The sequence below is a fragment of the Microbulbifer sp. S227A genome (assembly GCF_049800935.1).
Window position 1 is genome coordinate 1 of sequence record NZ_JBNAFZ010000031.1, and the last position, 19,380, is coordinate 19,380.

General features: G+C 63.6%; 19 protein-coding genes. 9 read left to right on the forward strand and 10 right to left on the reverse strand.

The window, feature by feature from the left end:
* Nucleotides 1–34: 34 nt before the first annotated feature.
* Nucleotides 35–1,591 carry an ISL3 family transposase gene (locus ACP15R_RS26465; protein WP_424987223.1) on the reverse strand — a complete coding sequence of 519 codons (1,557 nt, stop codon included), beginning with the start codon at nucleotides 1,589–1,591 and terminating at the stop codon, nucleotides 35–37.
* A 136-nt stretch (nucleotides 1,592–1,727) separates the two neighbouring features.
* Here ACP15R_RS26465 and ACP15R_RS26470 point away from each other — a divergent pair, with 136 nt between their 5' ends.
* Together ACP15R_RS26470 and ACP15R_RS26475 are read left to right on the forward strand one after the other, a co-directional pair.
* Nucleotides 1,728–2,042: a hypothetical protein gene (locus tag ACP15R_RS26470; RefSeq protein WP_424988838.1), complete on the forward strand. Its 315-nt coding sequence runs from the start codon at nucleotides 1,728–1,730 to the stop codon at nucleotides 2,040–2,042.
* Entirely contained in the window at nucleotides 2,039–2,776 is a 738-nt protein-coding gene (locus ACP15R_RS26475) for a helix-turn-helix transcriptional regulator (protein ID WP_424988839.1), read from the forward strand. The genes ACP15R_RS26470 and ACP15R_RS26475 overlap by 4 nt, the downstream gene beginning before the upstream one ends.
* On the opposite strand, the gene dmmC is transcribed toward ACP15R_RS26475, so the two are convergent.
* The 4 genes from dmmC to ACP15R_RS26495 all read right to left on the reverse strand — a co-directional run bounded on the left by dmmC (nucleotide 2,777) and on the right by ACP15R_RS26495 (nucleotide 6,667).
* A complete protein-coding gene (dmmC, locus tag ACP15R_RS26480) occupies nucleotides 2,777–3,844 on the reverse strand; it encodes a dimethylamine monooxygenase subunit DmmC (RefSeq protein ID WP_424988840.1) in 1,068 nt (355 codons plus the stop codon).
* A gap of 11 nt (nucleotides 3,845–3,855) precedes the next feature.
* Entirely contained in the window at nucleotides 3,856–4,842 is a 987-nt protein-coding gene (locus ACP15R_RS26485) for a PDR/VanB family oxidoreductase (RefSeq protein ID WP_424988841.1), read from the reverse strand.
* On the reverse strand, nucleotides 4,839–5,447 hold the full coding sequence (gene dmmA, locus ACP15R_RS26490) for a dimethylamine monooxygenase subunit DmmA (protein ID WP_424988842.1): 609 nt from the start codon (nucleotides 5,445–5,447) through the stop codon (nucleotides 4,839–4,841). The genes ACP15R_RS26485 and dmmA overlap by 4 nt, the downstream gene beginning before the upstream one ends.
* 74 nt (nucleotides 5,448–5,521) lie before the next feature.
* Nucleotides 5,522–6,667, reverse strand: a complete 1,146-nt coding sequence (locus ACP15R_RS26495; protein ID WP_424988843.1) for an aminomethyltransferase family protein — start codon at nucleotides 6,665–6,667, stop codon at nucleotides 5,522–5,524.
* A gap of 253 nt (nucleotides 6,668–6,920) precedes the next feature.
* Between ACP15R_RS26495 and ACP15R_RS26500 the strand changes: the two genes are divergently transcribed.
* The 6 genes from ACP15R_RS26500 (at nucleotide 6,921) to glnT (ending at nucleotide 13,093) form a co-directional block, all read left to right on the forward strand.
* The gene (locus ACP15R_RS26500; RefSeq protein WP_424988844.1) at nucleotides 6,921–8,294 is read left to right on the forward strand and encodes an ammonium transporter; all 1,374 of its coding nucleotides are present in this window, start codon (nucleotides 6,921–6,923) and stop codon (nucleotides 8,292–8,294) included.
* 11 nt (nucleotides 8,295–8,305) lie between these two features.
* The gene (locus ACP15R_RS26505) at nucleotides 8,306–8,524 is read left to right on the forward strand and encodes a hypothetical protein (RefSeq protein WP_424988845.1); all 219 of its coding nucleotides are present in this window, start codon (nucleotides 8,306–8,308) and stop codon (nucleotides 8,522–8,524) included.
* 147 nt (nucleotides 8,525–8,671) lie between these two features.
* Nucleotides 8,672–9,601, forward strand: coding sequence for a class II glutamine amidotransferase (locus tag ACP15R_RS26510; RefSeq protein ID WP_424988846.1), 930 nt, complete (start codon nucleotides 8,672–8,674; stop codon nucleotides 9,599–9,601).
* Nucleotides 9,602–10,279 carry a hypothetical protein gene (locus ACP15R_RS26515; RefSeq protein WP_424988847.1) on the forward strand — a complete coding sequence of 226 codons (678 nt, stop codon included), beginning with the start codon at nucleotides 9,602–9,604 and terminating at the stop codon, nucleotides 10,277–10,279.
* A gap of 13 nt (nucleotides 10,280–10,292) precedes the next feature.
* Entirely contained in the window at nucleotides 10,293–11,633 is a 1,341-nt protein-coding gene (locus ACP15R_RS26520) for an FMN-binding glutamate synthase family protein (RefSeq protein ID WP_424988848.1), read from the forward strand.
* 104 nt (nucleotides 11,634–11,737) lie between these two features.
* Nucleotides 11,738–13,093, forward strand: a complete 1,356-nt coding sequence (gene glnT, locus ACP15R_RS26525) for a type III glutamate--ammonia ligase (protein ID WP_424988849.1) — start codon at nucleotides 11,738–11,740, stop codon at nucleotides 13,091–13,093.
* Between the two features lie 77 nt (nucleotides 13,094–13,170).
* Here the strand turns inward: glnT and ACP15R_RS26530 are convergent, their stop codons facing one another.
* A complete protein-coding gene (locus ACP15R_RS26530) occupies nucleotides 13,171–13,584 on the reverse strand; it encodes a group II truncated hemoglobin (RefSeq protein WP_424988850.1) in 414 nt (137 codons plus the stop codon).
* Between the two features lie 4 nt (nucleotides 13,585–13,588).
* Nucleotides 13,589–15,961, reverse strand: a complete 2,373-nt coding sequence (tdm, locus tag ACP15R_RS26535) for a trimethylamine-oxide aldolase Tdm (protein WP_424988851.1) — start codon at nucleotides 15,959–15,961, stop codon at nucleotides 13,589–13,591.
* 117 nt (nucleotides 15,962–16,078) lie between these two features.
* Between tdm and ACP15R_RS26540 the strand changes: the two genes are divergently transcribed.
* Nucleotides 16,079–16,924 carry an EamA family transporter gene (locus ACP15R_RS26540; protein ID WP_424988852.1) on the forward strand — a complete coding sequence of 282 codons (846 nt, stop codon included), beginning with the start codon at nucleotides 16,079–16,081 and terminating at the stop codon, nucleotides 16,922–16,924.
* Nucleotides 16,925–16,936: 12 nt separating this feature from the next.
* Here ACP15R_RS26540 and ACP15R_RS26545 read toward each other — a convergent pair whose 3' ends face one another.
* The 3 genes from ACP15R_RS26545 to ACP15R_RS26555 all read right to left on the reverse strand — a co-directional run.
* Nucleotides 16,937–17,812, reverse strand: coding sequence for a bifunctional 5,10-methylenetetrahydrofolate dehydrogenase/5,10-methenyltetrahydrofolate cyclohydrolase (locus ACP15R_RS26545; RefSeq protein WP_424988853.1), 876 nt, complete (start codon nucleotides 17,810–17,812; stop codon nucleotides 16,937–16,939).
* The gene (gene folD, locus ACP15R_RS26550) at nucleotides 17,809–18,726 is read right to left on the reverse strand and encodes a bifunctional methylenetetrahydrofolate dehydrogenase/methenyltetrahydrofolate cyclohydrolase FolD (RefSeq protein ID WP_424988172.1); all 918 of its coding nucleotides are present in this window, start codon (nucleotides 18,724–18,726) and stop codon (nucleotides 17,809–17,811) included. Before folD ends, ACP15R_RS26545 begins: the two co-directional genes overlap by 4 nt.
* 93 nt (nucleotides 18,727–18,819) lie before the next feature.
* Nucleotides 18,820–19,380 (reverse strand): formate--tetrahydrofolate ligase (locus ACP15R_RS26555; RefSeq protein ID WP_424988854.1); only part of this gene is annotated, 561 nt, incomplete at its 5' end.

Below are 19,380 nucleotides of genomic sequence, written 5' to 3' on the forward strand. Positions count from 1 at the left end.
TTGGGTCTGACTCAAAGTTGATGCACCTTGGTGGCTAAGATGCCGTGACGAGGCGTGCCCTGAGCAGATCTATGTTGGCGCGGCCATACATCTGGCGTTTCAGCGTCTTCAATCGATTGATCTGGCCCTCTGTCTGTCCGTTCGACCATGGTTCACGCAGGGCTGCGGCGACCGCCACCTGATCCCGGCGAAGCCCGCGGGCGAAAGCACCGAGCAGCCCGTCCTCCGCTTCATTCAGCCATCCTTCCAGCGCGTCTTCGCGAGCATTGCGTACCATGTCCGTAAACCGGTCCGTCATCCTGCGGGCTGCAGCGAGGGCAGGCAGCGAAGCTTCGATCCTTGCAACCTGGATGGCATCGGCCTTGCACAGATGATCCCGGCCCAAGGTCAGGAGACGAGCAATCTTGCGCGCGGGCGGCGACTTTTCTGTACCCGACGGCGCGGCCTGCTCGGCACGGCGCTGGCGCGTGGCCCATTCTCCAACGACGCGGAGGCTGCCCTGGAAACCATCTGCCCGCAGTCGGCGCCAGAGCTCTGCGCCGTTTCGGCAGCCGCCGTTCCATTCCCGTTCCAGACGCGGTAGCCAAGGGGTCAGACTGCTCTCGCGAATGCGAAAGACGTCTTCGCGCTCACCACGGATGATCTGGCGGACCAGCCCGCGGCTCAATCCGGTCAGGCGCACGATGCGTCTGATCGGAGTGCCGTCATCGGCCATCTGGCGAACCATGCGGTTGGTTTGTTGGCGGCGCTGAAAGCCCTCATATTGAAGCTTTTCCGCTGCCGTCAGAAGCTTTGGATCCAGTGCATTTGCGCCGATGGCTTTGCGGATGGCAGGCATGTTACGCTGTACGGCGGCCAGGAAAGCCGTGCTCGCGTTCTCCAACAGGTGCCAGCGGTCGGCAACCTGAACCGCCTTTGGCAAGGCCCGTGAAACGGCACCACCATAGCCTCCGTTGCGGTCGCGGGCGACGACCTCGATCCCCGGACGGGCCCGCAGCCAGGCCTCGACCGTGGCCGGTTCTCGATCTGGAAGGAGATCAATGACCCGGCGTCGCTCCAGATCGCAGATCAAAGTGCCGTATCTCTGCCCCTTTCGCCAAGCCCAGTCGTCAATACCTATGACGCGGAGATCACTGCTTGAGGCCGTCGCCGCGCCCCGGATGCTGCGGAGGAACGTATCCTTGCTGACCGGCAGCAGGAGCCGTGCGGCGAGCGCCTGTGCCGGGCGCCCGCCGAGTGCCAGGCCGAGGTGCCGGACCAGTCCTTGCAGACGGGAGGTACGCCGCGCATGCGGCCGGGTTACCGCAGGTGGGAACCGCTCCGCAAATATCCTGGCCGGGCACTGCGGAGCACAGCAGCGAAATCGGCGAACCAACAGGACCAGTTCCACCTTCCGGCCATGCGCAGGCAGATCGGCAGGCCGTCGGCGGTATCTGCTGTGAACATGACGTGAAACCGTGCCGCAGCGCGGGCACGCTGCCGCGGCTTTGGCGGAACGCGAGTGGATCCGGACCGTGTTCCCAACAAGCTCGACCTGATCGGCCTTGAGACCTGCTGGCAGGAAATCCCGCCGTGAAAACTGTGACGCCATCGGCAATCTCCTCCAAAACCTGCCGATATATAGCGCTTGGCAAGTTGGACTGCACCAAATCTGCTTCAGACCCGAATTTTGGCCCCCGCTGGCCCGGCGCGCCCTCGCATGTGCCGCCCAGCTCAAGCGCCCGCGCATGCAGGCGCGTGACATCGCCGCTGTCCCCGACACAAAACCCCACCATCGTGCCATTGCCAATGCTGGCCGGTTTTTCATCAAAGGGGATCGCCGCGGCAAAGGCAAAATCCGCACCCAGCCAATAGGTCATCCGGTCGGACACCGGCACCCCCTCTATCCCCGCCGATGCGAACAACTCGTCGTAAAACCCGCGCGCCGCTGCCATGTCATTGGTGCCGACAACAAAATAGTTCATTTTCATCTTCCAAGCTCCGTCTGGTTCGCCGCCCTTCTATTGGCAAATATGTCATTATACGTCACATTTGATGCATGACCCGCGCGAATACACAGGACAGGATGAGACGGCTCGAGTTGATCGCGGTTCAGCTCAAGCAAAACAGCCATTGCACGGTCAGCGACCTGGCGCGCCAGCACGGTGTCAGTGCCCGCACCATTGCCCGTGACCTGTCGCTGATGCGGGATCAGGGCATGCAGATCGACGCCGATCGCGGACGCGGCGGCGGGGTGCGGCTTGAGCGGAACTGGGGCGTGGGGCGGATGAACCTGACCTATGGCGAGGCGGTCGATCTGTTGATCAGCATCGCGGTGGCGGAAAAAATGGACTCACCCCTGTTCCTCGCCAGCCTCGGTTCGGTGCGTCGTCAATTGGTCGCCTCGTTCTCGCCCGGCAAACGCGACAGGGTGAACCGACTGAAATCCCGCATCCTGATCGGCGTGACCGCGTCACCCTATGTGCAGACCGGCGCCGATGCCCCGCCCAAACGGGTCGTGCAGGCCCTGCACCAAGCCTTTGTCGATCAGGACATGCTGGACATTCGCTATCGGCGCGAGGACGGGCAGTGCTCGGAACGGCGGATCGAACCGCATTACCTGCTGTTGAAATACCCGGTCTGGTACGTCGTCGCGATGGACCATCTCAGGAGCGAGCCGCGCATCTTTCGCTGCGATCGCATGAACACCGCAACGATGACCGGCACCCCGTTCCGCCTGTTGCCCAAGGACAGGTTCCACCCGTCCCTGCACGAGGATGATCTCTCGGTGGCGTGACTATTTTTGCAGTGGCGGTTCGCTGTCCAGATCCGGCCAGACTCCGGGCGAGGTTGGCAAGCCGTCGTCAAACTGGCCGAGATAATCCAGCATTTTCGGGCGGTTGTCGATGAACCCCTTGTAGGTCGCCAACTCGTCCGGCAGGTCACGCACCACGCGATGCAGGCGGCGGCCCCATTTCGGGATGCGCACCAGGTCCTGGAACGCGATCAGGTAGCAACGGATCGGAAACAACAGCGCGTTCGAGCGTGGCAACCGATAGAAGGTCTGCAATTCCACCCGCAGATGTTGCTTTGCGCCGATGTTTCCGGGGGTCAGCGTGGTCTTTTGCACGCCCCATTTATGATAGTTCTCGGGGCTGGTATCCAGCAGCGGGTTCACCGTCATCGTCCAGTTCAGCCGCCGCGCCGGGGCACCCTGTTGAATGTTCAGCAGGAATTTCAGGGCGCGTTTGAAAATGCCCATCTCATGGGCCAGCGGCACCGGCGCGTGCCATTCGAAGAAATCCATGCCGATGTCGAAATCCAGGCTCCAATCCGCCTGGGTGGTGACCATGCCCGCATCCATGTAGAGCATGTCACCGCGTTGATCGAGCACCGCGAAATCGCCCTGGGCCTGGCGCGTGATGTATTCCAGCGGACCGCAGGGCAGCGTGGTTTCATCAAGAAAGGTGAATGTATGGTCGATGCCCATCGGCTTGTTGATCCAGCGCCAGCGGTCGCCGTCGCGGTGCAGTTCGAACAGGTCGGGATAATCCTCGGATTTGCTGACCATGATCAGCTCAAGCGTGTCCCACCCCGCCAGCGTCATATGCGGCAGCGACTGGCAGCGCAGCGGGTCCTCGGCCAGAACCAGCGCGCGGTCCTGCATCTCCGAGACGTAATGCTCGTCCACGTCGAACCGCATCTCGAAAACCGAACCGGCCGGCCCGCCCCGGTGCTGCTCCATGTTCACCGAATACATGTAGCTGTCTTCGTGGAACGGGAACGGGAATCGTTTGATCGCCCGGTCCGAATTGTGGAACGAATAATCGTCGCGGAAGGTTTCCGTGTTGAATTGCAGCGTCATCGTTGCCTCCCCTATCGGTCCAGAACCAGCGCCTTGCCGACAAAGCGGCTGACGCAGGGCATGATTTTCTTGCCGCTGGCATGTTCATCATCGTCCAGCCAGTGATCGCGGTGGATGAATTCGCCCTCGGCCTCGACCACGTCGGTTTCGCATTGGCCACAGGCACCGCCACGACACAGGAACGGGGCATCCACTCCGCAGCGTTCCATCGCCTCAAGCAGGCTCTCATGCTCGCCCACCTGGATCGTCATGTCCGATTGGCACAGGCGCACCTCAAAGGGCTTGCCGGGTTGCGGCGCGAGGAACTCTTCGGAATGCACGTTTTCGTCGGGCCAGCCATGCGCCCGCGCCGTGCTGTGCACCCATTGGATCATCCCTTGCGGGCCACAGACATAGACATGTGTCCCCAGCGGCTGCCCATCCAGCAGCTCTGCAAGCGCGATCGCCTGTTTCTGATCGTCGTAATAGACATGGACCTTGTTGGGGTGGCGGGCCGTCAACTCGTCGGCATAGGAGCCGAGCGCCTTGCCGCGGCAGGCATAGTGCAGTTCCCACGCGCCGCCCATGCGCTCCAGATGCGCGATCATCGCCATGAAGGGCGTGATGCCGATGCCACCGGCCAGGAACACATGCTTGCGCCCGCGCAGGTCCAGCGGAAACAGGTTCACCGGATAGGTGATCGTCATCGCATCGCCGACCCTGACGTTGCGATGCATGAACAGCGAGCCGCCCCTGCCCTCGTCATCGCGGCGCACCGAAATCGCGTATTTCGACTGGTCCGCCGGGTCCGACATCAGCGAATAGGGGTTCAGCCGGGTGCGCCCCGCATCCTGCATTTCGACCACCGTATGGGCCCCGGCGGAAAACGGCGGAAAGGGCTGGCCGTCGCGGCGCCTGAACTCGAACCGCGTCACCAGATCATTCAGCGGCACCACGGCGCTGACCTCGACCTCGATCTTTTCGGCGCCGGCTTTGGCTTTCTGGGGGGCGGCGCTCATGTGTACAACTCCACGGGTTCGGGCACGTTTCCGGGATCCTCCGCATCGACACAGACCCCCTGAAAGGCGGCCAGCCGGCGCGAATAATGGTCGCGCACAAACAGGTTCAGCCCGCAATGGGAACAGACAAACGGATCGGTCATCACGTCCTCGGTGATGCCCTTGCAATGCACGCATTGCATCCGCCGCGCCACCGAGCCGCGATGCTCGGTCTGGATCGCGGTATGGGGAATGCCGGCGCTCATCGCCTCGTTCTGGGCCTGCCCCATCAGCCCCTCGGTTCCGGCCAGATAGACCTGAATCCCCATATGCGCGTCCGACAACACCCGGCGGATGCGCGGCACCGTGGCGTCATAGCTGGGCGCGACATGCAGGATGGCCGGGCGCTGCGCCCGCAGCCGGGCCACATAGGTCTCGCCGGTGTCCTTTGGCACATAGATGATATGCGCGCTGTGAAACAGTTCGGCATCCTGCGCGGCAAGCTCAAGCAGCGCCTCCGCACCCTCGGCATCGGCAATCATCAGGTGGCCCTTGCCCGGGCGCGGTTCCAGCGTGCCATAGACCGGCCGGCTGCGGATACTTTCGGGGAATTTGAATTTCGACATGCTGCCGTTTCTCCCTGCGGATTATTGGTGGCAGAAAGGCGCGGCCCCGCCGGCGCGCCTTTCGCAGTGTCGTCTCAGCCCTTGGCGGTGCGGACTTTCTTGTCCTTGTCATAAAAGGGCATTTCCTCGGCAACACAGGGGATCTCGGCCCCGTCGGCGTTGCGCACCGTCATCCTGGTGCCGGGCACCGCGCAATCCACCGGCATCCGCGCGATACCCACCGTGTGATCGAACAGGTCCGAACGCATGCCATAGGTCACGACGCCAACCTTTTCGCCATCCCGGAGCAGGTCCGCGCCCTCGTCGGCGGCGGTGGTGCCTTCCAGCCGGACGCCGTAGATCTTGAACCGTTCCTTGCCTTCCAGCGCATAGTGGTTCTCGGCCCCGCGAAAGCCCTTCTTGCCGGGGGACACGGTGAACTCCAGACCCAACTCCCACAGCGAGTCGCCACAGGGGCCATCGTCAAACGGATAGGTTTCCGAATTGTCGCCGGGATAGAACAGCAGATAGCTTTCGGTGCGCAGCAGGTCGAGGGTCGAGAACTGGACCGGGCGGATGCCCATGTCCTTGCCGTCTTCGAGGATCGCGTCCCACAGCTCGATGGCGTGACGGCCTTCGCAGAAGATCTCGTATCCCCGCTCGCCGGTATAGCCGGTGCGCGAGATCATCACCGGCTTGCCAAAGAGCTTGGTCTGGATGATGCCGAAATAGGCCAGGTCCCGGATGCCCGGAATGTGCCTGGCCAGGAAATCCACCGCTACCGGGCCTTGCAGCGACATGTCGTGCAGATCGTCGTCAAAGATCATCGAGACGTTCTTGCCATAGGCCGCCATCGCCAGGCTTTCATGGCCGGTGCCGGTGCCATGCACCAACAGCCAGGTATTGACCGACAGGCGATAGATCACGCAATCGTCGATGAACAGGCCCCGGTCGTCCAGCATCGCGGCATAGACCGCCCGCCCCGGCATCAGCTTGTCAACGTTGCGGGTGGTGGCGCGATCGATCACCGCCGCCGCGTGCGGGCCGCTGAGGTGAACCTTTTTCAGGCCGGACACATCCATCAGCCCCGCCTTGGTACGCACCGCTTCGTAATCGGCCTTGGCGCGCTCGTCAGACTGGTCATAGAACCACGCGGTGCCCATGCCGTTCCAGTCTTCCAACTCACCGCCGATTTCCGCGTGGCGCTGTGCCAGCGCCGACGTCCTGTAGATGATCGCCACGACGCGTCTCCCTCTGCTGTTCATGTTTGACAGGTAGTGAGACCCAATCCCGTGAAAAAATCAATCCCTTGGTTCATATTTTTTTCATGATGGGAAACTCTGCGTTCCATCAAAAGCCCTGCCCACGAACCGGGCAAAGGTGAAAAAACAGCGCCTCTGGGTGAAAAAAGTTTGACAGAGTGAATAATATTGCCTTCCCATAGGTAAAATAAGTTGAACAAAAATCAAGTACACATATAGGGAGACTGTCCAAATGGATGGCAATCTGAATGCCCTGACCACCGTGTTCACCGAGTTCTATTACTGGGTGACGGTGGTCTTCATGTTCCTGATTCATGTCGGGTTCTGCATGTACGAGGTCGGTGCCAGCCGTCGCCGCAACCACATGCACACATTGATGAAAAACGTCATGGTGATCCCCCTGGTCACCGTTACCTTTTTCTTCTTCGGATGGTGGATATACTGGGCGTTTCCGATGTTCCCGTTCTTTGGCGGGCTGAACCATGACATGGGCGCGGGCAACCTGCCCTGGGCCGAAACCATGGGGCCGAACGCCGCCGACCGAATCACCGGCGTGTTCTGGGCGGCCTTCCTGTTGTTCTCATGGACCGCGGCCTCGATCGTGTCGGGCGCGGTGATCGAACGCATCCGCTCGTCGGCGCTGTGGGTCCATGCGGTGCTGATCGGGTCGGTCTGGTGGATCATCGATGCCGCCTGGGGCTGGCATTACGACGGCTGGATGGTGAAATATCTGGGCTATCACGATGCCTATGCTTCGGGGGTGATCCACGCGATTGCCGGGGGCTATGCCCTGGGTGTGATCGCGGTTCTTGGCCCGCGCATCGGCAAGTTTGCCGCCGATGGCACCCCGCGTGATATTCCGCCGCACAACCCGTGGATGCTGACCATCGGGATTTTCCTGATCTATACCGGCTTCTGGGGTTTCTACGCCGCCTGCAACGTCCCGGCGATTTCCCCCGAAGCCATTGGCGGGCAGATCACCGGCACCACCTGGACGGCGACCAATATCTATCTGGCACCGACATCGCTGTCGGGGATCACGTTCAACTTCCTGATGTCGCTGTCGGGCGGGTTGATGGCCGCCTACCTGGTGTCCAAGGGCGATGCGTTCTGGACCTTTTCGGGCGGGCTGGCCGGGGTCATCACCGCCTCTGCGGGCAATGACCTGTATCACCCGGTCCAGGCCATGCTGATCGCCGCCGTTGGCGTCGTCATCGTCTATCGCCTGCATTTCTGGGTCGAGCGCCGTTTCAAGCTCGACGACGCGGTGGGCGCGGTTGCGGTGCATGGCTATGCCGGGTTTGTCGGGCTGATCATCGCCGGGTTTGTCCTCTGGGGCGCGCCCTCGTCCCCTTACGAAGGCTATGCCACCGTCAACCCGGTCGGCCAGTTTGTCGGCGCGATGATCATGTTCTTTGGCCTCGGCTTCCTGCCGGCCTTTGCAGTGTCCAAGATCCAGGCCGCGATGGGCGTGCTGCGCATCCCCGAAGAGGTTGAACTCGAAGGGCTCGATTACGCCGAACACCATGCCTACGAGGACGCCAAAGAGGCGATCATCGAGGCGGACAAGGCGCATCTGGCCACCAAACTGACCCCCGCGGAATAAGGAGAACCCAAATGTCCACGATTGGTTACACAAGCTGGGCCGTCGACCTGGCGGATGTCGGGCCGCTCTATCCCTTCCAGGGGTCCGAAATGCTCATGGTCGCCCTGGGCGTCATCTTCTGGCTCGGCTGGCACCGGATGCAATTCATCCGCGAGGACGAACATCTCAAACGTGCGAGCAAACGGGCACTGGACCATGAGAAGGTCCAGAAAAGCGTCGAACGCTATTGAGCGACACGAAAACCGGTGCGGGCGGATGCGCCCGTACTTGCCTGATAGGAAAATTATATTCATACTGGTTGCGGCGACGAAGATCCGGTGCTAGCCTGATCCCGTCACCCGTACCGGGAAGAATCAAGAAAATGGAGCGAGACCAGAATGTGCGGAATTGTCGGACTGTTCCTCAAGGACAAGGCGCTTGAGCCCCAGCTGGGCGCGCTGCTCACAGATATGCTGATCACCATGACCGATCGCGGCCCGGACAGCGCCGGAATTGCGATCTATGGCAACGAAGACGGCGCGGCCTCGAAACTGACCGTGCAGGCCGAAGATGGCGATACCGCCTTTGACGGGCTGGCCGACCGGCTGGGCGCGGCAATCGGGGGCGCGGTCACCCTGAGCCGCAACGACACCCATGCAGTTCTGACCCTGCCGGCGGGCCGGGCAGAGGCGGCGCGGGCAGCGCTGCGCGAAATCGCCCCTGACGTGCGCACCATGTCCTTTGGCGACACGCTGGAGATCTACAAGGAGGTCGGCCTGCCCAAGGACGTGGCGGCGCGTTTCGGCCTGTCGTCGATGTCCGGCACCCACGGAATCGGACACACCCGCATGGCCACCGAAAGCGCGGTAACAACACTGGGCGCGCACCCGTTCAACACCGGCCCGGACCAGTGCCTTGTTCACAATGGCTCGCTGTCCAACCACAACTCGCTGCGCCGCAAGCTGCAACGCGAGGGCATCCATATCGAGACCCAGAACGATACCGAGGTCGGGGCCGCCTATCTGACATGGAAGATGCAGAACGGCGCGACGCTGGGCGAGGCGCTGGAAGCCTCGCTCGAGGACCTGGACGGGTTCTTCAACTTTGTCGTTGGCACCAAGGACGGCTTTGGCGTCGTGCGCGACCCGATTGCCTGCAAACCCGCCGTGATGGCGGAAACCGATCAATACGTGGCCTTTGGCTCGGAATATCGCGCGCTGGTCAACCTGCCGGGCATTGATACCGCCCGCGTCTGGGAACCCGAACCCGCAACCGTGTATTTCTGGACCCATGCCGAGGCCAGCAACCCGAACAAGAAGGCGGCATAAATGCAGACCTATGATCTTCAGGCCAACAGCCTGCGCGAGCTGAACGCCGCGCTGCATGCCCAGGCAACGGACACCAGCCAGACCGCCTGGGAAATCGTCAACCCCCGTGGCAGTCACGCGGTGGCGGTCGGGCTGGACGCGCCCATCGAGGTGAGCGTCAAGGGCTCGACCGGCTATTACACCGCCGGGATGAACAAGCAGGCCACCGTGCGCGTGCATGGTTCAGCCGGCCCCGGTGTTGCCGAGAACATGATGTCGGGCACCGTGGTGATCGAGGGCGACGCCAGCCAGTATGCCGGGGCCACCGGCCATGGCGGGCTGCTGGTGATCAAGGGCAATGCCTCGTCCCGGTGTGGCATCTCAATGAAGGGGATCAACATCGTGGTGCATGGCAATGTCGGCCACATGTCGGCCTTCATGGCGCAATCGGGCAATCTTGTGGTCTGTGGCGATGCGGGCGATGCGCTTGGCGACTCGATCTATGAAGCGCGGCTGTTCGTGCGCGGGTCGGTGAAATCGCTGGGCGCGGATTGCGTCGAGAAAGAGATGCGCCCCGAGCATCTGGACATCCTGCGCGACCTGCTGGCGCGCGCCGGCAGCGATGCCAGGCCTGAAGAGTTCAAGCGCTATGGCTCGGCCCGCCAGCTCTATAACTTCAAAGTCGACAACGCGTATTGAGGGAGACGAGACCGTGAAAGACATCAAGGACAAACGTCCCCCCCAGACCATGCCCATCCAGTCGGCGACCTTTTCCAACCCGATCAACGCCGAGATCCGGCGTGCGGCGGCCACCGGCATCTATGACATTCGCGGAGGCGGGGCCAAGCGGCGGGTGCCGCATTTCGATGACCTGCTGTTCCTCGGCGCATCGGTGTCGCGCTATCCGCTCGAAGGATACCGCGAGAAATGCGACACCAAGGTGACGCTTGGCACCCGCTTTGCCAAGAAACCCATCGAGCTGGACATCCCGATCACCATCGCCGGCATGTCCTTTGGCGCCCTGTCGGGCCGCGCCAAAGAGGCCCTGGGCCGGGGCGCATCGGCGGCGGGCACGTCGACCACCACCGGCGACGGCGGCATGACCCCCGAGGAACGCGGCCATTCGTCCAAGCTGGTCTATCAATACCTGCCCTCGCGCTATGGCATGAACCCTGACGATCTGCGCAAGGCCGATGCCATCGAGGTCGTGGTCGGACAGGGGGCCAAGCCCGGCGGCGGCGGTATGCTGCTGGGCCAGAAGATCAGCGACCGCGTGGCCGAGATGCGCAACCTGCCCAAGGGCATCGACCAACGCTCGGCCTGCCGCCACCCGGACTGGACCGGGCCGGACGATCTGGAGATCAAGATCCTCGAACTGCGCGAAATCACCGCGTGGGAGAAACCGATCTATGTCAAGGTCGGCGGAACACGGCCCTATTACGACACCGCGCTGGCGGTCAAGGCGGGGGCCGATGTGGTGGTTCTGGACGGCATGCAGGGCGGCACCGCCGCAACCCAGGACGTGTTCATCGAACATGTGGGCCTGCCGACGCTGGCCTGTATCCGCCCCGCGGTTCAGGCCTTGCAGGACCTGGGCGTGCATCGCGAGGTGCAGTTGATCGTGTCCGGCGGCATCCGCAGCGGTGCGGATGTTGCCAAGGCGATGGCCCTTGGCGCGGATGCGGTGGCCATCGGCACTGCCGCGCTGATCGCGTTGGGCGACAATGACCCCCATTGGGAATCCGAATACCAGAAGCTTGGCACCACGGCGGGGGCCTATGACGACTGGCACGAGGGGCTCGACCCTGCCGGGATCACCACGCAGGACACCGAATTGCAGAAACGGCTGGACCCGGTCGAAGCCGGGCGGCACCTGCGCAATTACCTGAGCGTCATGACCCTCGAGGCGCAGACCATCGCGCGGGCCTGTGGTCACAACAACCTGCACAATCTCGAACCCGAGGATCTCTGCGCGCTGACGATGGAGGCCGCCGCCATGGCCCGCGTGCCGCTTGCCGGCACCGAATGGTATCCCGGCAAACCCGGTTTCTGAACCTGCCCGGCGCGGCCCTTTACCGGGGCCGCGCCGTTTCACGAGAGATGGCGCGGATCCACTGACGACCATCGCGACATAATATGACAGAGAGGATGACACATATGGCCAAGGATCAAGCCGCGCCCGACGCACAGATCGATCTCGCCACATACGCCGCCGAGCGCGGCGTCAGGTATTTCATGATTTCCTTCACCGACCTGTTCGGCGGGCAGCGCGCCAAGCTGGTGCCGGCGGCGGCGATTGCCGACATGCAGCAGGACGGCGCGGGGTTCGCGGGCTTTGCCACCTGGCTCGACCTGACGCCCGCCCATCCCGACATGCTCGCCGTGCCGGACCCGGCCTCGGTCATCCAGCTGCCGTGGCAGCCGGACGTGGCATGGGTGGCCGCCGATTGCGTGATGGAAGGCAAGCCGGTCGAACAGGCCCCGCGCAACGTGCTGCGCCGCCTGATCGCCGAGGCCGCCGAAGAGGGGCTGCATGTCAAGACCGGCATCGAGGCCGAATTCTTCCTGTTGACCCCCGAGGGCGACCAGATCTCCGACCCCTTCGATACCGCCGCCAAGCCCTGTTACGACCAGCAGGCGGTGATGCGCCGCTATGACGTGGTGCGCGAGATCGCCGATTACATGCTGGATCTGGGCTGGAAACCCTATCAGACCGACCACGAGGACGCCAATGGCCAGTTCGAGATGAACTGGGAATTCAATGACGTGCTGACCACCGCCGACCAGCATTCGTTCTTTAAATTCATGACCAAGTCGGTGGCGGAAAAGCACGGCTATCGCGCCACCTTCATGCCCAAGCCGATCCCCGGCCTGACCGGCAATGGCTGTCACGCGCATATCTCGGTCTGGGATGCGCCGGGCGCGGCGTCGCAAACCAACGTCTTTGCCGGCAGCGGCGAAGGTCAGACCGGCGAAGTCGGCCTGTCCGAGCGCGGCAAGCACTTCCTGGGCGGCATCATGAAACACGCCAGCGCGCTGGCGGCGATCACCAACCCGACGGTGAACAGCTACAAGCGCATCAACGCGCCGCGCACCACCTCGGGGGCCACCTGGGCACCCAACAGCGTCACATGGACCGGCAACAACCGCACCCACATGGTGCGGGTCCCCGGCCCCGGCCGATTCGAACTGCGCCTGCCCGACGGCGCGGCAAACCCCTACCTGTTGCAGGCGGTGATCATCGCGGCGGGCCTGTCGGGTATCCGCACCAAGGCCGATCCCGGCAAGCGCCACGATATCGACATGTATGCCGAGGGCCACAAGGTACGCGGCGCGCCCAAGCTGCCGCTGAACATGCTCGACGCGATCCGCGAATACGACAAGGACAAGGAACTCAAGAAGATGATGGGCGACGAATTCTCGTCCTCCTACATCAAGATGAAGATGCAGGAATGGGACGCCTTCGTCACCCACTTTACCCAATGGGAACGCGAGAACACGCTCGACATCTGACGGGGTTCCTCGTCGCAATGTCACCCCCTTGCAGGCAACTGCGAGGGGGTTTTTGTCGGACCCGGCCACAGGGGCGATCACGCCCGCGCGTCGCCCTGCCGCCAATCGGGCACCTCGTTCACCAGCTTGTGTGCGCTGCGATGTAGCGTGGCGCGGAACCGTTCCACCGCCGGCCCCGCAAGGCCCACATCCCGCAACGCCCGGTCAAATGTCGCCAGCCACATGTCCACATCCGCCGCCCGGATCGGCACATGGGCGTGGATCTCGCGCAGGTTCATATGGCCGAACCGCTCCCGGTAATACGCCCGCCCGCCCAGGAAACCGCACAGGAACTCGAACTGTGCCTGCCTTGTGTGGCTCAGCCCGTGGCCCCGGAAATGCAGACGGTGCAGCGCATAGACCGCCGGATCGCGTTCCATCAGGTCATAGAACCGCTCGACAACCGCGCGCAGGGCGGGTTCGCCGCCGATCTCTTGCAGGGCGCTGGTCATGCCATCACGACCGTGGACGTTCCTTTTTCGGATCATACGCGGCCAGGTCGGCCCGGATCGTCGCGGGCAGGCGTTTCTGATGCCCGTCCAGCTTGCCGATCTCAAGCCGCGTGCCCGGTTCGGAATGCGCCACATCCACCCGCGCCAGCGCGATGTTGCGTCCCAACAGGGGCGAGCGGATCGATGACGTCACCTCGCCGATCTGCGCCCGGCCCACATGCACGCAATCGCCATGCCCAACCGCGACATTGCTGTCGATATCCAGGCCCACCAACTTGCGCGCCGGGGTTTCCTTGCGCCGGATCAGCGCGTCGCGCCCGATGAAATCATCCGGTTTGGTCTTGAGCGGCACAGTAAACCCTATGCCCGCTTCGAACGGGTCGGTCTGGTCCGAGAAATCATGCCCGGCAAAGATCAGCCCGGCCTCGATCCGCACCATGTCGAGCGCCTCGAATCCCAGCGGGGTGATGCCATGCCCCTGCCCCGCGTCCCACACGGCGTCGAACACCGCGCCCGCGTGTTTCGGGTGACAGAAGATCTCATAGCCCAGCTCGCCGGTATAACCCGTGCGGCTGACCACCACCGGAATGCCCTGATCGTCACCGATGCGCGCCGGCGCAAAGCGGAACCAGGCGAGCTCGTCGAAATTCGGCTGATGCGGCGCGGTCCAGATGATCTTGCGCAACAACTCGCGGCTTTCGGGCCCCTGCACGGCGATATTGTGCTGCATGTCGGTGGACGAACGGATCAGCACCCGAAGGCCCAGCTCCTCGGCCTTGTCGCGGATCCATTCGCCGCCATAATCCGACCCGCCAATCCAGCGGAAATTGTCCTTGCCCAACCGGAACACGGTGCCGTCATCAACCATGCCGCCATGGGGATAACACATGGCGGTATAAACCACGCCGCCCACCGGCAGGGTCTTCATGTTGCGGGTAAAAACATATTGGCACAACGCCTCGCTGTCGGGTCCGGTGATCTCGAACTTGCGCAGCGGGCTGAGATCGGTCACGACGACCTTCTGGCGGCAGGCATGATATTCCTCGATCGGCCCGGCGGTGGACATGCAATTGGCCAGCCAGAAACCGTTATATTCGATGAAATTGTCGGTGAACCGGTCGAACCGGTCATGAAAGCCTGTCTGTTTGGTCATTTTGGGGTCCGCATCTGGGGTGGGCCGGTACGCCACGGCGCGTTGAAAGGTCTCGTTGCCGCTATAGGTGCGCACATGGATGTCGGTCGGGTTCCAGCCGTTTGCCGCCGAGGTGTCGTCGGGGCAGGCCGAGCTGACACAGACCAGATCGGTCAGCGCGCGCAACAGCACGTAATCGCCGGGGCGCGACCACGGTTCGTCGGAATACATCACGCCATGTTCATCCAGCCCGGTGTTGAAGAAGAAATTGATCGCCATCCAGCCCTTGCGCCCACCCACCCCATGCGGTGCCAGCGCGGCGTTGAAATTGTCGGAACAGTTCACGTGCCCGGGATAGCCGATGTCGTCATAATATTTCGCGGAACAGGCCAGCGCAAAGGCATCGTGCCGCCCGCAGGTATCCTGGATCACCTCGACCAGCGGCAGCATGTCCTGGTCATAATATTTCGCATGCAGCCCCGGCATCGGATAGGCATGTTCCATCAGCGTCCGGGTGGTGGTCACGTCCAGCGCGTGTTCGATCCCCTTGTCGAGCTTGCGCGCGGAAAAGCATTGGAAATCGGTACATTGCCGCCCGTCCACGTCAAGGATCTGGATATAGTCCCCGGCCTTGACGAAATAGGCTTGGGCCGTGGCGGAATGTACGCGGACATCGGCAACCGGATCGGCCAGCGGATCGGGCAGCTCGAACCGGGGGAGCCGCTTGATGGTCGCGCGGCGGATATGGACGGTCAGCGGCGTCGCCGTGTCCTGCGCCTCGAAATCCATGATCCCGCCCGGGGCCGCGATGATCGCGATCCCCTCTGCGGTGGCGGTGAACCGTTCGGTGGTGCGCGCCGGCGTCGTGCCTTCAAACAACTGCACCGCCCGCGCCCGGGCGAGATCGAGCCCGCGCGCCCGAAGCCCCATCCGCAGGCCGCGCAGCGACTGATCGGACGAGGCCAGCAGCGCCTTCAGCCCCGCGGCATCGCCCCCGCCATTGGCCCCGATCAGCCCCGGATCGAAACTGCCGTCCGGGCGGACACAGACCAGTTCACACACCTGGCCCCCTTCGGTGTTCTCGATTTCAAGACGATCACCGGCCTCAAGCCGGACCAGGATCGCGCCACAGCCCTCGACCACGTAGCGCTCGGTGCCCGGCGGCATGGAAAAGACCCGTGGCTCGATCAATCCGCTGGGGCGCGGCGGGCCCGGAACCACGGCGGGATAGTTGCCATCAAGCATGTTCTCTCCTTCCGGCATTTGCCTTTACGGAAAAAAATATTAATACTGAGAATATAGAGCCGTTTGCAATCGCGCAAGCGATCCGTTCGAAAATCTCATCCTGACGAGGGACGTTTAATGAACACGCTGTTTCTGGGGCTGGTGGCCGCGTTTTGCTGGGGTCTGCACGATATCGCGATCCGGTATCTCAGCAAGACGGTGCCGCTGCTCGGGGCCTTGCTGGTGGTGCTGCTGACCGCACTGGCGTTTCAATGCGGGGTGATTCTGGTCAATGGTGCCACGATGTTGCCCTCGGGGGTGGCCCTGTGGCTGTCGGTCGGGGCCGGGGTGGCGTTCCTGATGGCCAGCCTCGGGCTCTATTTCGCCTTTGAACGCGGGCCGGTGCGGCTGGTCAGCCCGATCATCGGGGCCTATCCGATCCTGTCGCTGGCCTATGCCGTGCTGGATGGGTCGCGGGTGACGGCGGACCAGATCGCCGCCGTTCTGGTGATCGTCTGCGCCGTGGGGCTGGTGGCGATGCTGTCCGATCCGGCGGCCGACGATATGCCCCCGCGCGGGCCGACCATCGCGCTATCGGTGCTCTCGGCCATCGGCTTTGCCAGCACCTTCAAGCTCGGCCAGATGGCGGCGGAACATGGCGGCGAATGGCAGAGCACCTTTGCCACGCGCGCCATCGCGCTGGCCGGTCTCTGTGCCCTGCTGATCCTGCTGCGCCCCGACCTGCGGATCGGGCGGCGGGCCTTGGTGCCGCTGGTCACGATGGGGGTGCTGGACGGTATTGCCCTGCTCGCGGTGATATCCGCGGGGGGTCTCGATCACCCGGAATTCGCCGCCGTCGCGGCCTCGATGTTCGGCCTGTTCACCATCCTGCTGGCGCGGGTGTTCCTCGGGGAAAAGATGGGGGCGGCGCAATGGGCCGGTTGCGTCGTGGCATTCCTGGGCATCGGCTATCTGACCCTGTGACCGGGCGGCGGATCAGCTGCGCCAGCCCGCCGCCACCTGCCGCGCATGGGCGCGCATGGCGTTGCGCATCAGGATCGCCACCGTCACCGGGCCAACACCGCCGGGCACCGGCGTGATCCAGCCGGCGACGTCCTTGACCGCATCGGTGTCCACGTCCCCCACGATCTCGGTCGTCCCATCTGGCTTGACGATCTGGTTGATGCCGATATCGATCACCGCGGCCCCCGGCTTGACCATATCCGCCCCGATCAGGTGCGGCTTGCCCACCGCCACCACGATCACGTCGGCGCGGCGTGAATGCATGGCGACCGAGCGGGTCAGGTGATGGCAAACCGTCACCGTCGCGCCCTCGGCCATCAGCATCATCGCCGCCGGTTTGCCGACGATCTCGGAATGACCGACCATCACCACCTCGAGCCCCTGCATCCTGAGCCCGGTCTCGCGGATCAGCTCGACCGCGGCGGCGGCGGTACAGGGGGCCATGGCCACGTCATTGTAGACGATGTTGCCGATCGAGGCCGGGTTCATGCCTTCGACATCCTTGAGCGGATGGATCGCCGATTGCAGCGAGCGGACATTGATGTGATCGGGCACCGGCCGTTGCAGGATGATGCCCAGAACCTCCGGGTCGTCATTCATCGCCTGGATCCGCGCCTTGCAGTCTTCCTGGCTGACCGCGCCGCCCCAGAATTCCTGGTCAAAGGGCAGCCCGGCAGCAGCGGCGGCCCGCGCCTGGTTGCGCACATAGACCGCCACTTCAGGCACCTCGCCGATGGAAATCGACACCAGCTTGCCAATCCGCCCCGCCGACCGGGTCAGCGCGCGCACCTCGGAGAGGATGCGCTCCTTGACCGGTTTGCCAGGCAGCAACCGAGGGTCGGGTGTCATGCGGTGAGTCCGTTTGGCTCTGGTAGGTTGTTTGCGCGGCAGCAGGCTGTGAGGGTGTTTGCCAGGAGGCAGGCGATGGTCATGGGGCCGACGCCGCCGGGGACGGGGGTGATGGCGCCGGCGACGGCGGCGCAGCTTTCGTAGTGGCAATCGCCGACCAGCCGGGTTTTGACGCTGCCGTCGGCATTGGTGCCTTTTTCCGGCGCGTCGATGCGGTTGATGCCCACGTCGATCACCGTGGCGCCCGGCTTGATCCAGTCGCCCGGCACCATTTCCGGGCGGCCGACGGCGGCGACCACGATATCGGCGCGGCGCACCACTTCGGGCAGGTCCCGGGTGCGCGAATGCGCGATGGTTACGGTACAACTGTCGCCCAGCAGCAATTGCGCCATCGGCTTGCCGACGATGTTGCTGCGCCCCAGCACCACCGCGTTCATGCCCGACAGCGACCCGTGCTGCTCGCGCAGCATCATCAGGCACCCCAGCGGCGTGCAGGGCACCATCGATTTCTGCCCGGTGCCCAGCAGGCCGACGTTGGAAATATGGAACCCGTCCGCATCCTTGGCCGGGTTGATGGCGTTGATCACCAGGTCGGAATTCATGTGGCCGGGCAGCGGCAGCTGGACCAGGATGCCATGCACCCGGGGGTCGGTGTTCAGCGTCTCGATCAGGGCGAGCAGGTCGGCCTCGGAGGTGTCGGCCCCGAGCTTGTGCTCGAAGCTGGCCATGCCGACCTCGACCGTCATCTTGCCCTTGGAGCGCACATAGACCTGCGACGCCGGGTCCTCGCCAACCAGCACCACGGCAAGGCCGGGGATGATGTCATGCTCGGCCTTCAGGCGGGCAACCTGTTCGGCAACCCTGGTGCGCACAGTTGCTGCAAAGGCTTTTCCGTCGATGATCTGGGCAGTCATGGTGTCGGTCCTAAATGTCGGTGTCAGGTCGGTTTCCTTGATCCCGGGCGCGCCGTCAATGCGCGCCCGGGCCGATTGGCTGCGCGTCCGCGCTCAGAACAGGCCTTCGATCTGGCCGGCGTCGTTCAGGCGGATATTCTCGGCCGAGGGCACCCGCGGCAGGCCCGGCATGGTCATGATCTCGCCACAGACCACGACGATGAACCCGGCCCCCGCCGACAGCCGCACCTCGCGCACCGGCACCGAATGGCCGGTGGGCGCGCCGCGCAGGTTCGGATCGGTCGAGAAGGAATATTGCGTTTTTGCCATGCAGACCGGCAGGTTGCCGTATCCCTGCTCTTCCCAGAGCTTGAGCTGGTCGCGGATCTTCTTGTCCATCAACGCCTCGTCGGCGCGGTAGATACGCTTGCAGATGGTCTGGATCTTGTCCGCCAGCGGCATGTCGTCGGGATAGATCGGCGCGAAATTCGCCTGCCCGGCCTCGGCCACGGCAACCACCTTGCGCGCGAGATCGGCAGAGCCTTCCGAGCCCAGCTCCCAGTGACGGCTCAGCACCGCCTCGGCGCCATGCGACCTGGCATAGTCCCGGATCGCCTCGACCTCGGCATCGGTGTCGGTGACGAAATGGTTGATCGCCACCACCACCGGCACGCC